This window comes from Protofrankia sp. CiP3 (genome assembly GCF_917627345.1).
In the GTDB taxonomy this organism is placed as follows: domain Bacteria; phylum Actinomycetota; class Actinomycetes; order Frankiales; family Frankiaceae; genus Protofrankia.
Window position 1 is genome coordinate 1 of sequence record NZ_CAKJTM010000118.1, and the last position, 12,560, is coordinate 12,560.

Annotated in this window: 7 protein-coding genes; all 7 read right to left on the bottom strand. The window is 71.2% G+C overall.

Annotated elements, in window-relative coordinates; all coding sequences use genetic code 11:
• Window positions 1–333 precede the first annotated feature (333 nt).
• Window positions 334–1,608, bottom strand: coding sequence for a TIGR02679 family protein (locus MJ797_RS23325; protein ID WP_239341242.1), 1,275 nt, complete (start codon window positions 1,606–1,608; stop codon window positions 334–336).
• Window positions 1,609–1,619: 11 nt separating this feature from the next.
• Entirely contained in the window at window positions 1,620–5,825 is a 4,206-nt protein-coding gene (locus tag MJ797_RS23330) for a TIGR02680 family protein (RefSeq protein WP_374582840.1), read from the bottom strand.
• Entirely contained in the window at window positions 5,822–7,210 is a 1,389-nt protein-coding gene (locus MJ797_RS23335; RefSeq protein WP_239341246.1) for a TIGR02678 family protein, read from the bottom strand. The genes MJ797_RS23330 and MJ797_RS23335 overlap by 4 nt, the downstream gene beginning before the upstream one ends.
• Window positions 7,207–8,973, bottom strand: coding sequence for a TIGR02677 family protein (locus MJ797_RS23340; RefSeq protein ID WP_374582842.1), 1,767 nt, complete (start codon window positions 8,971–8,973; stop codon window positions 7,207–7,209). Before MJ797_RS23340 ends, MJ797_RS23335 begins: the two co-directional genes overlap by 4 nt.
• 281 nt (window positions 8,974–9,254) lie before the next feature.
• The gene (locus MJ797_RS23345) at window positions 9,255–10,694 is read right to left on the bottom strand and encodes an NAD(P)/FAD-dependent oxidoreductase (protein WP_239341250.1); all 1,440 of its coding nucleotides are present in this window, start codon (window positions 10,692–10,694) and stop codon (window positions 9,255–9,257) included.
• Window positions 10,695–10,767: 73 nt separating this feature from the next.
• Complete coding sequence (locus MJ797_RS23350) at window positions 10,768–11,574, bottom strand: alpha/beta hydrolase (protein ID WP_239341252.1); 807 nt, start codon at window positions 11,572–11,574, stop codon at window positions 10,768–10,770.
• 173 nt (window positions 11,575–11,747) lie between these two features.
• The coding region (locus tag MJ797_RS23355; protein WP_239341254.1) for a hypothetical protein at window positions 11,748–12,560 on the bottom strand (813 nt) is incomplete at its 5' end.

Consider the following 12,560-nt stretch of genomic DNA (forward strand, 5'->3'; position numbering starts at 1 on the left):
CACTGATCGAACGCCCTATCCCCGGGCGCTCTTAGGCCGGGTCTCGCTGACGGGCCGTCCGTCCACGCACGCCACCGTCGCCGGCCTCGGGAACGGCCATCGTGGCGGTGCTGGCGCGTCACCGGCCGGCGGGATGGGCGAGAGCCCGCGCGGAAGGCACGGTCTGGAATTGAACTATGCGCCTTCGCTGTCCCGTGAGATGACGAGACCCCCGCGTCGGAGTCTTGGGATGGAGCTTACGATGCGGGGGTCTCACCTGGGTGGCTTCGCCGCGCATCGTTCCCGCGAGCGTGGTAGTGCCCGATGTCGATGGAGTGCCTGACGTCACCCGCGCTACCGACCACTGCCCGCGGCGGCGGCAGCGAGATCACCGATCAGATCGGCCAGCACGAGCTCCTCATCCACCCGGACGGCATGCCGCTCCAGCGCCGGCCGCAGATCCGGGTCCCACATCGCCTCGACCGGACGCCCCGTTAGCTCACCGCCGGTGACACGGGCCAGCGCATCCTGATAGGCCAGCACGTCGAAGCGCCACGGCTGCCACGGGATGCGCTCGCGTAGGCCGTTGCCGATACGGACCCCACCCCAGTCGAAGTCACCGTGGTAGACGAACCGGGCGCCCCCGGCCGCGAGCAGCTCGAGCAGGCGGACGACCGCGGCCGACGGCTGCCCGTTCACACATACCAGCGGCGGGGCGCCGTGCCCCAGCTCATCGGCGGCGCTGGCAAGCACGATCGGGTTCTCGCACATCCACACCGGCCCCGCTCCGACGCCGAGGTCCGTCCGCTCCCGGCCGAGTTGACGCAAGGTCAGCAGGCACGGCTCCCCCGCCTCCCGGGCCAACGCCAGGATGCGGCCGGTCACGCCGGCCACGCCGCCCGGCAGGCCGAGACAGAGTACCGAGGAGGACAGCTCGTCCCGGTGGACACCGACCGCGGCCCAGCTGGCACGGCGCTCCGCGGCGGAGCCGTCACCGACGGGTGGCGCCGCGCGCAGCACCCTGGCCGCCGCCAGTGACAGCGTCGCCAGCGGCCGGGTGTCGTCCAGGGCATGCGCGTCCCCCGTGCTCGCCGCAGCCAGCCGGCCCAATGCCACGCCGGTCGAGGGCAGCGCGTCGAGCACCCGCAACAGCTCGGCGACGAGCACCGCCGCCGCGTCGGGGCTCGCGGCAAGCCGGCGCAACATACCGGTGGCATCCAGCCACGCCCGCCAGGCGGCAAGCTCGGGACGGCGGGCCACGAGCGCGTCCAGCGGCGCGTGCGCCACCGCCCACGCAGCCGTCTCCGCCGCGGCCTGCTCCACTCGGTCATCGACCTCGCCGATGAGGAGCCGCACGGCCGCGGCCAGCCCGTCAGGCGCGGCGCCGCTGGTCCGCAGCATCGTGTCGATCTCATCGAGCGACACCGTCAGCGACAGCCCCGCCCCGGCCCGCCGGCCCAACAGCCGTTCGACCGCCCGTCGCTGATCCTGGCTGGCATTGGTGAGGGTGACCGTTCCAGCCAACGGCCTGCCGAACTCCATCCGGCGCCGCACGCGGTCCAGCAACCACGCGGTGTGTTCACCGCCGAGCAGCCGCCGCAGCCGCCCGACATCCCCGGGCCGGTCCATCCGTGCCTCACTCAATCGAACGGCAGCCCATCGGCCTGGTCGGCTCCCGGCGTCGGCGTCGCTGTCGGGCTCGGCACCGGCTCGGGAACGTACGGCACCGGCCGTTCGACCTGTACCCGCTCGTGCCCGTCCCACCGCCATGGCGTGACGAGCACGGCGTCGATGCCGTCGCGGCGGGCGAGCTGCGCGATCGCCAGGCCCGGGACCTGCGGGTAGCAGCCCCACTCGCGTTCGCTGGTCATCACCACATCCAGGTCGAACGCGGCGAGCAGACCGAGGCATTTGGCCCGCGAGTCGTCGTCCACCCCGGCGAACGCCTCATCGAGAGCGACCAGGCGGGGGGCGCTCGGATTACCCGAGGAGGTGTAGAAGGACGACGCGGCGGCGAACAGGGGTACTGACGCGGCAAGCACCCGCTCACCACCGGACGCCGGCCCGGTGGCCGCCCGCCACTGGCCGTCCTGGTAGCGCTGGATGGCGAACTCGTGCCATGCCCGGTAGTCCAGCGCACGGGTCAGCTGTTCGGCCCAGCCACCGGAGATGTCAGCGGCATGCTCCCGGTTGATCTCCTCCTGGAGGAAGGCTCCCACGGCGGACCGGTCCGCCGTGCTCCAGGCGTCGGCGGTCTGGCGCAGCAGCCGGTCACGAACCCGGTCGAGCCCGTCGGGAGCGCCGCGGGCCACCCGCCACTGCAGCCGCAGCCGCATCCCGGTCGATGTGGGGCGCTCCGCCAGGTCACTGTTGATCGCTTTGACCTGCTCCTCAGCACCGGTAATCAGTTCCTGGAGAGTACCCGCCACCTCATTGACGAGATGGTTCTCCAGGATCTCGCGTTCCTTCGCGGACAGCAGTGTCGCCCGCTGTTCGGTCTCCGTCGCCAACGCGGCGACCAGGGTCGGGACGTCCTGCTTACGGCCCTGGAACAACACGTCCACCACGATGATGCCGTGCCGCACGCTCATGCCGACCGAATGGCCGTGACGGGACAACGCGTCGGTGAGCACCTTGTGTTCGGCCGAGACCCGCTGCTGCACCAGCTCCCACCGGCGCTCGGCGTCGTCGACCCCGTCGAGGGCCGCGTTGACGGCGCGCGCGAGCATGACAGCCGGCGTCGGTGCCCACGGCTCGGCCGGGTCCGGAATCTCCAGGTCGGGCACGGCGATGTCCAGCAGGCCGGTGGCGGCGAAGGCGCGTAGCTCGGCGATTGCCTGATCGCGTTCGGCGGCGGCGGCGATGATGGTTTCCTGGAGGCTTTCCCGCCGGCCCTCGGCCCGGCCGCGCCCGTTGATCGCGTCGCGTTCCGCGCGACGGGCCGCCTGTTCGTCCTTCTCGCACCGAGCCAGTTCGGCCGCGACCGCGTCGAGCTTACGGTACAGCTCCTCGACGCCAGCGCCCGCCGTCTCGACCAGGACACGGTGACGTTCGGCCGCGGCATCGGCCTGGGCGCGGGCCAGCTCCGACGCCTCGCGGGCCTGCGCACCGCGTCGTACCGCGAGCTCGAGCTCGCGCTCGGCGTCGGCGGCGGCACGGCGTGCCCGGTCCAACGCCTGGGCCGCCGGCCACAGCCCGGCCAGGGCCACCCGGTAGTCGCCCACCGCCGCCCGGACGGCATCGAGCGCGCCGACGTCCGCGGGCAGGCCGACGTCGGCGGCGAACTCACGGGCGGTGGCCCGCGCCGCGTGCGCCTGGGTCGCCCGGCCGGTCACGATCGTGGCCGCCTCGTCGTGGCGCGCGTCGACGCGTTGCCTGACCTCGTGCTCGGCGGCGAGTTTGATGTGGGCCTCGCGCAGCCCGCTGTCGGCTGGCTGGGCCCGGTGCTCGGCCGCCAGTGCGCGTTGGCGCCCACTCAGGTCGGCCGCGGTCGCCGCGAGCTCGCGCAGCCGCCGCTCGATCCGAGCGAGCTCCGCCCGCAGCGCGCCCAACCGGACCCGCCGGGCCGCCTCACGGGCGCCCTCACCGATGTAGCCGGCGGACTCTTTGCGCCAGGAGCCGGTCAGCACCCCGTTGCCGAAACGGCCGTCGACGGCCACCCACGTCCCGCAATCGTCGGCCAACGCCCCAGAACCGTCATCAGAACTGGCATCAGGTGACCCGGCAGGCTCACCCAAAGCGATCGTCGCGAGCAGGGCGGTGACCGTGGCGTCGGTAAGCGGGGCCGCGGACGGGCCGGCACGGTCGATCGCCGGGACGAGCACCGCGGTGAGGCCGCCGGCCGGCGCCAGCTGGCCTGGGGAGAGCAGGACGTCATCGGTCCGGGCATCGCGCAGCCGACCATCCGGAGCGATCCACGCGTCGAGGATCCCGGCCGCCTCCAACGCGGCCTCGATACCCGCCCGATGCTCGTCGGACACGCCGTCGACGAAGTCGATGGCCTTCCACAGCGGGGCGCCGGCCCGGCCGTCACGGGTCTTGCGATCACGGGTGTAAGGCACCGGTGGAGCGTCGTGACCACCGGCTTCCAGCCGTGCGATCTCGCAGTCGAGCCGGTCACGCTCCTGGTCGGCCGCCGCGCGTTCGGTGTCGATGTCGGCCTGCCGGCGAGCAAGCTCGGAGGTGGCCGCTCGGGCAGCCTCGTCGACGGCCGCCGCCACCGGATTCGGGCCGTCGAGGGTGCCCACCCACGCTTCCATGCGGGCGAGCAGCCTGTCGGGGTCAGCGACCCGCAGGTGCGCCGTGCCGGCGAGGTAGCGTGCGCACGCCGCGACGAGCTCGGCGCCCCGCGCCGCGGTCAGCCCCTCAGCCGCGGAAATCCGTTCCGCCGCGGCCTGTTGCTCGCTGGTGATCCGGTCCAGCTCCGCACGGGCCGCGCGCAGGGCGGTCTCGGCGGTCACCGCCGCCGCCAGCAGCCCGTCGAGACGGGCCACGGCGCTGCCCTGGCGCTCGACAAGCGCGGCGCCCGCCCGGGAGGCGATCGGATACGGCGGCTGATCAGCCTTCAGGTCGGCCAGGAGCACGGTGTGCCCGGCTGTGACCCCGGCGGCGTCGGCGGCCTGCCCGGCCGTGGCCTGTACGGCGTCGAAGGCCGTCGCATCCGTATCGGCCGTCGCTCGGGCGGCGCGGCGCTGGGTTTCCCGCTGACGGACGATGTCGTCGGCGGAGCGGCTCTCGGTTGCCCGATCCGCCGCGAACCGGCCGAGCCGGCTGGCATCCTCGCCCGCGGAGCGCAGCGCCTCGGCGTCCCGCATCTCCGGGCTGTCCTGCAACGCCGTCCGCCGTGCCGTCAACGTGGCCGTGGCATCGGCCAGCCCCGCCAGCAGTTCCTGCGCGGCGGCAAGCGCCTCGGTCGCAGCGCGGTGGGCGGCATCGGCCTCGCCGAGATCCCGGCCAAGCTGCTCGTACCGGCTGTTCGCCTGCCGCGGCGGCGCGGCGCGGCGCTTGGCCGCGACGGCGGCGTACCGGCGGTAGTGGGTCAGGAAGGCGTCCGCCGCGGTCCTGGCCTCGGCGAGGCCGCGCAGCGCCTCGCGTTCCTCGTCCAGCCCGCGGAAAGCCTCGGCCACGGTAGCCACCAGCGCGGGGTCCAGCGGCGGCAAGGCCTCGGTGAGCGCGCGGGAGAGCAGTTTCTCGTCAGGCTTCTTGGACAGCTGCGGCTGGCGCAGCTGGATCAACAAATTGACCAGCGCCTGGTACCGGTGGCCGCCGAGCCCGAACAGCGCCTCGTCCACGGCTCGGCGGTAGTCCGACGCCGTGTCGTACACCATGCCCGAGCCGTCGACGGCGTCCTTGAGCTTCTCCCGGCCAAGCGCCACCCGGGTCGGGCCGATCAGGGACAGCTCCGGGCCGATCCGCTGCCCGGTGACAAAGAACCAGTGCCGCGCGATGCCACGGCCGGCCACCGCCTTGAGGCCGGCACCGATCGTGCGGTACTCGGCGATGCCATCCGCCCGCAGCCGGCCGAACTCCAGCCAGCTGTAACCCAGCCGCTCGGGATGCGGATGCCTGCCGCCGAGCAGCAGGTTCCACTCCATCCGCTTGTTGCGGTCGCCGTCGGGCTCGACCCGGTGCGCGGCCAGTTCACCGTCCAGCAGGAACGGCAGCGTCAACGCGAGCACCTTCGACTTGCCGGTGCCGTTGTTGCCGCGCAGCAGCAGCCTGCCGTCGTGGAAGTGGAACTCCTCGACGTCGTAATAGAAGAGGTCCACCAGGCCGGCCCGCAGCGGTTGCCAGCGTTCCCGGCACGGCACCGGCAGCGGAACGGGCTTTGTGATCACGGCACTCACGCGCGGGGCGCCTTTTTCCTCGATGATCCGGAGGCCGGAGCCTCCGGCGGTGTGAACGATCCACGACTGCGCCGACGGCGGTCCGCGGGCGCAGCGCCGTGGATGGTCCGGCTGGGGCGGCTCGCCGGGCCGGTGCGTATCGTCGGCGCTTCGACCGCGTAACGCGCGATCGCGGGCCGGGCGATCACCATCGGCGGTTCCCCGGGCACGTCCGCGACCAGCCGCAACGCACGCAGCTTGTCCAGCGCCACGGCGAGCAGTGCCCCGTCGGCCCCGGGCTCGGTGACACCACGCCGCCAGTAGGCGGCGTGCTCGACCGCCATCTTCCTGACGTGGGCACGCAGCCGGCTGACCGGTACGGGCTCGGCCGGCTCCAGCCGGGCCGCGAGATACTCGGCCACCAGCAGCGTGGCGTGGCCGTCGGTGCGCTGCTCGGGCATGCGCACGTCCGTCAGCTCGTCATCGGGATCGACCATCGCGATGCCCTCGGCACGCATCTCGGCAACCAGGCTGGTCGCCTCCTCGATCCGCCGAGTGATCGCGTGACGCTGACTCACCAGGTACGCACGCTCATCCTCGGCGAGCTCGTCGTAGTAGACAACCGGGTCATCCAACAGCCGGCGGGTCAACCGGTGGCGCAACGCCCGGTTGCGCAGATCGTCGCTGTCCGCAACCGGCTCGTATGTCAGCTCAGCCAGCCGCCGTTCGAAGTCGGTGGCATCGATAGTGGACGGGCCACGGACGCCGGTGAGCATCGACGCCAGGATCCGGCGACGCACGTCGTACAGCACGTCGCCGGTGTCGGTCAGGTAGGCGTCCTCGTCACCGGCGACCCGTTCCAGCACCCCGAGGCCAAGCAGCAGCCGGACCACCGCGACCAGGTCAGAGCGTTCGTCCCGGCGGGTGAGGGTGAACGCGACACCGGCGTCCGCCAGCTCCGGTTCACTGGCCGCGACAATGGTTCCCTCGGCCAGCCGGCCGAGGGTGATCTGCGTGTCAGCGGTCTCCAGCACCGCCAGCGCGAGGCAGAGCAGCACATAGCGGCGCCGCCCGAACGGCGCTCTGCCCCGGCCCTCCCTGGCCGCATGGGTGCCGTCCAGAGCTATCGGCCACCCTCCACCGGCGGGAGGCCGCGCCCATTGTCCCGCCGGATCCAGGCGGTGGTCAGCCGGTGCCGTCTTGAACAGCCGCGCCGACTCGGCATCCACCAGCAGCCGCCAGCCGGTCTCCGCGGCGAGCCATTCACGCAGCTCGGACGCGTGCCGGCGGACCAGGCGCAACGCGTCGTCATCGGCACCCGCGGTCAGCAGCGGCTTGGCCAGCAGGGTACGCAGTGCCCTGCGTCGCTGCGCTGTGCTCTCCTCGGCGACGGGGTCTGTTGTCACAGCGCCGTCCGTACCCGATGCCGCGCCGCGGTCACATCGATGATCTCGACGAGATGCTGCGGGCCGCACAGTACGCCGTCGACGGTTTCGATCCGCACGAGACCGCCGCCGGGAACAAGGGACAGCCGTATCTCCATGGTCCCGTCGCCGGTGGTGGTGTGCACCTCTGTGTCACCCGGCAACCGTGCCGAAAGCGCATCGGAGAGAACGCCGAGAAACAAGCGGAACGCCTGCCGGTCGAGTACGCCGAGTTCGGAGAGCAGCACCGGCCGCCGGGTGGCCAGCCGGTCCCGGGCCGCCGCGACCTGTTCGGCTTCCTGGGCCGCCTGCTCGGCGAGAAAACGACGCTGCTCGGTGCGGTCAGCGACCCGGTTGGGCTGCCCGCGCCGCTCGTAGGACCCGGTTTTGCGCAGCTGCGGACTAATGCGCACCGGCGGCGCCTGCCGCCACGGCGTGCTCGGCGCGGGCTGCCGCTCCGCCCAGGCCGCCACCGTCTCCTGCGTGACCGTCAGGTGCCGGGCCGGGGTGAGGCCGAACGCGGCCCGCCACAACCGGTGGGTTGCCGCGTCGTCCGGCGCTTCGGCGAACCAGCGGGCCAGTGCCCGGAAATCCGCCGATCGGTCCGACCGCCCGGAACGGCGCTCATTGAGCGCGGCAACGGTGTCGATAAGCTGAGTGATAGCGGTGATGGCGGCACCGCGCAGCAACCGGGCCTGGGACGGATGGCGCGAGTCAGTGGACAGGAACCAGTCCCGTAGGCCACGCCACCGGTTCCGCCAGGTGTCGGCAGCTAGGGCGATCGCGGCATCGTAGGCGGCGGACGTGTCCGCGGCGGTCGGCGCCGACGCGGCGGGCACGGGGCTCACGGGGTTTTTCGTGGCATCCGCCGGATTCCCACCGGCAGCGACGCCCGGGCCCGCCGACAGGCCCGGCACGGCGTCAGCGGCCTCCCGGCGGGCGGCGATCGTCAACAGCCGGTCCACCCCGGCCGTCTCGATCTGGCCGAGCAGCGTGGCGATCTCCGCGCCTCGGTTGGCGAGGTCGGCGATAAACCTGTTGATATAGTCGATCAGCCGCTGTTTGTACGCGACGAACGCGGCGACGTCGCCGTCGGAGAAATCGATTACCCGACGCAGCGACGCCATGAATGCCTGCGCGTTGTCGGCGAGCCCGGTGAAGCGCTCGGCCAAGGCCAGTAACAACAGGTGCACTTTCGCCGGGTCGAGCTGGGCCTCGTCGGCCGTCACCAGCTCGGCCAGCGCGCGCAGCTGGGCCGCGATATCCTCCAACGCCACCGACTGGAGGACCCCCCTGCGCCCGATCGCCTCCTCGTATACGGCGATGGCCTCCTCAGCGGCCTGCCCGGCGGTAGTCAGCTGGTACAGGTACCTGGCTCGATGGAAGTCCTCCACCGTGGTCACCCGGCCGGTATCCGGATCGGACCGCAGGTTTCCCCACTCGACCAGTTTCTCCAATGCCGCGACCACGGGCTCGGTATCCCCCGGCCGGCCCAGATCCGCGCCCACATCCTCGGGCCGCATATGCACGATGAAACGGTCCCTCGCCCGGGTGAATGTCATCAGCACATCCCGGTAGAAGGACGCGTTCGGCGCGCTCAGGTGTGCGAACGGCTGTCTGGGCACACCATGAGTGCCACTGACGGTGTCGTCGGTGGGCTGGCGGGGCGTCACGCGAACCAGTATCGCAAACTCTCTGATGTTCACAGAACACGGGTGGAACAATACGGGAGGCCACCGGGGCATATCGTCAGCCGACGGCACGGCCGGCGGAGCCAGCCAGCGCGGAAAACCATGATCGCGCATTCTTTTTCACGCCTTCTGGTCGATATCGCCCCGGCGGGATCGACAGCAGCCCATCAGAGCCTGTTGTGAATCTTCTGTCCGGGCGAGCCACGCCCAGCCGGCCCCCGGCTTCGTTGTCGGCCAAACCGATACAACTCATCCGGTATCGCTTCGGCCTGCCGCCTTGCCGGGAACCAGCTGGACGCGGCTCGCTGTCCGAACCCAAGATTCACAACAGGCTCTCAGAAATGCGCGCCCCGGCGGAGCGCGAGCCGGGCGGCGTGCGCGCCCGCCATCCCGTGCGCACCCGCTCCGGGCGGCGTGGCGGCCGAGCACAGGTACACACCGGGCAACGGCGTCGCCCACGGCCGGGGCGAAAGGACTGGACGAGCGAGAAGCTGGCGCAGGTCGGCGGTGCCACCGCCGATGTCGCCACCGATCTCGTTGGCGTTGTGCGCCGCCAGCGCCCTCGGCGGCATCGTGTGCCGGGCCAGCACCCGGTCACGGAAGCCGGGAGCGAACCGCTCCACCTGCGCCTCGATCTCATCGGTCATGTCGACGGTGGAGCCGAGCGGGACATGGCAGTAGGCCCACGCCGTATGCCGCCCGGCGGGGGCACGCGACGGATCCGCAACGCAGGCCTGCACGAACAGCACGAACGGGCGGGACGGATGCCCGCCGCGGGCCACCGCCCGCTCGGCCGCGGCGACCTCCGCGAGGGTGCCTCCCAGATGCACGGTGGCGGCACCAGCCACGGCCGGGTCCCGCCACGGCACCGGACCGTCCAGCGCCCAGTCGACCTTGAACACACCCGGCCCGTACCGGTAACGCGCCAGCACGCGGCGGTAGCCGGCCGGCAGCCGGTCGCCGGCGACTTCGAGCACCTGTCGTGGGGTCAGGTCGAGCAGCACCGCCGCTGCCGGTGGCAGCTCGGCGAGCGAGCGCACCGGGGTGGCGGTGGCCAGTTCCCCGCCGAGCCTGCGCAACCGTCCAACCAGGGCGTCCGCAAGTGCCTGGGATCCACCGACCGCGACCGGCCACCCGACGTGATGGGCCAACAACGCGAGGAACAGCCCATACCCACCGGTGACGGGTTGGCGCAGGTCGAGCATGGAATGGGCGGCGCAGCCGCCGAGCAGCGCGCGACCGCGGTCACCGCGCAGCGCCGCCTGGGCGAGAATGGTCGCCGGCCACAGCCCGCGGGCACCGAACCGGGCCAGGGTGACCGGCGCCGTGGGGGGCAGATCGAGCGGGGCAAGCACATCTGCCGCAAGGCCGTCGCCATCCGCGACGAGCGGAGCGAGCAACCGGCGCCACCCCGACCCGGCTCCAAGGCCCGCGTCGGTCCGCGCGACGTCGCGGTGCAGGAGCGCCGCCGGCCCGTTGTCGAGCGGATGCGCGAACGGCACCACTGGATGCGCCCAGCGCAGGCCCTCGTCGGCCAGCGGCATCGCGCGCAGCGCGGGTGAGGCCAGCGCCAGCGGCAACACGGTGGCGCACACGTCGTGCCGGAACCCCGGCAGGGTCAGCTCCTCGGTGCGCAGCCCGCCGCCAGCCGTTGGCGCGGCCTCGACGACCAGCACCCGCCAGCCGGCTTCGGCGAGCGTCACCGCGCCGGTGAGCCCGTTGGGGCCGGAACCGACGACGACCGCGTCGAACCCATCCGCACCGGCCCGGCTCACTCGCCGCCTCAACGGCTTCCATGGGCGGACGATGCTGCGCCGATCCCATCCGCACGGCTCGTGAGCAGTCCCTTCACGCGCTTACAGCGTGCTGGGACCGAAGCCAGTCGAGCGAGGTCTGGGCTATCTCCCGCCAGCCGTGATCGATAGTCAGGGAATGACCGCGATCGAACTGCTTGAATTCAGTCACCGCGCTCGAGTGCCGGTAGCGCTTGAACGCGGCGCGGCTGACCGCGTCAGGAACCGTGTGGTCCTGACGGCCAGAAATGATGAGCAGTGGGCCGCGGGCCGAGTTCTTGACGTCGACCCGGGCCGGGGAGTGCGGCGCGAAGTTCGCGGCCGCGGTTTCAAACAGGGGGCGAGCCGGGGACGGGATCGTCCACATGTCGTACAGTTCGTTCGACTCCTGGCGGCTCAGCTCGTTACCGAAGCCGTACTTGAACTCGTTCCGGTTCGGGACGAAGCTCTTGGTGAGATTCAGCGGATTCCGCAGGACCGGGAAGGTGGACTTGAGCTGGGCGACGGGCAGTGGCAGCACGCCCCGGATCTGCGCGGGATCGATCGCGATCGCGGCGGCGGCCAGATCCTGGCCAAGCAGGCTCTGCGCGATGAGACCGCCGAAAGAATGACCGATCACGATCGGCTTGGTGTCAAGGGTCCGCAGAAATTCGCCGTGATGATTGATGATCTCGCCCAGCCCTTTGCCCGCCTGGGCTTCCGGGTGCGCCCGAGTCGCCTCGACCGTGGCTGCCGCACCTGGCCATTCCGGTGTAAACGTCTCATAACCGGCGGCCATGAACAACTCGGCCCAGTTGCGCCAGCTCGTCGAGTGCAGCCACAGTCCATGGATGAACACGACAGGTGCGCTCAGTACGGTCACGATCCCGCTCCCTCCCGACAAGCCCGGCACGCTGACCGACACATAAGGCAGAAGCATCAGTCAAAGCCGATGACGCGAGAACTGTCAAGCGCGGCGGGTGGGATTCACCCGGGCCCGTCGTGGTCCGCGGCTGGCCACCGCCCCCGGACGCCCCGGACCACAACGGGATTACCTCAGGAGCTGAACGTGTAGGTGGGGAGATTCGCGGGGACGATGTGCTGGTGAAAGCTGAAGATCTGCGGATCCGCCAGGTCGACCGTCGCGCTGACCCAGTGGTTGAGTGAGCTGCCGAAGGTCATCACCCGGGTGAAGTTCTCGATGACGTTGCCCGCGTCGTCACTCAGCGGCTTGTCCACGGTGAAGTAGTGGCTGTCGCCGTTGACAAGAACAACCGGCTTCCCGAAGTCGACGGCCGCCCGGGCGAGCAGGGCCTTGGTGTCGGCGAAGTGGTCTGTTGGGTCGACGGTCGTGCCGCCCGGGGCGGTGGGGCTGTCACCGAACATATCGGCCTGCAAAGTAATCATAATGGCCTTCGAGCCGCTCGCCTTCGCCGCCGCGAAGGAATCCCGGATCCACCGCAGGTTCGCGGCGTTACGCGCCGCATATTCCGCGTTGGCCTCGGCCTGCGGGCCGTCCTTGACATCGCCGTCGGGTATGTAGTTGTTGTTGCTGCCGGGGACGTTGACACCGACGTAGGTCACCGGGCCACGCGTCCATCGCACGTTTTCCGGGTACTGTGGGCTCTGTCTCGTCAGCCGGAGGGTACGCTGCCCCAGGCTCCGGTCATCCGGGAAGAAGATCTGACGCAGGTAGTTCAACCGGTCGACCGAATCGAATGTAGGCCCCGCCGTGGACGGCCGGTCGCAGTCCGTCCACTCATTGTCACCAGGAACGTAGACAACCGGGTCCCGGAACTGGTTGAACAGATTCAGGGAGTACTTGTAGACATCCGGCTGACCAGCTTTCTGCGCGGAACCGTCAATGTC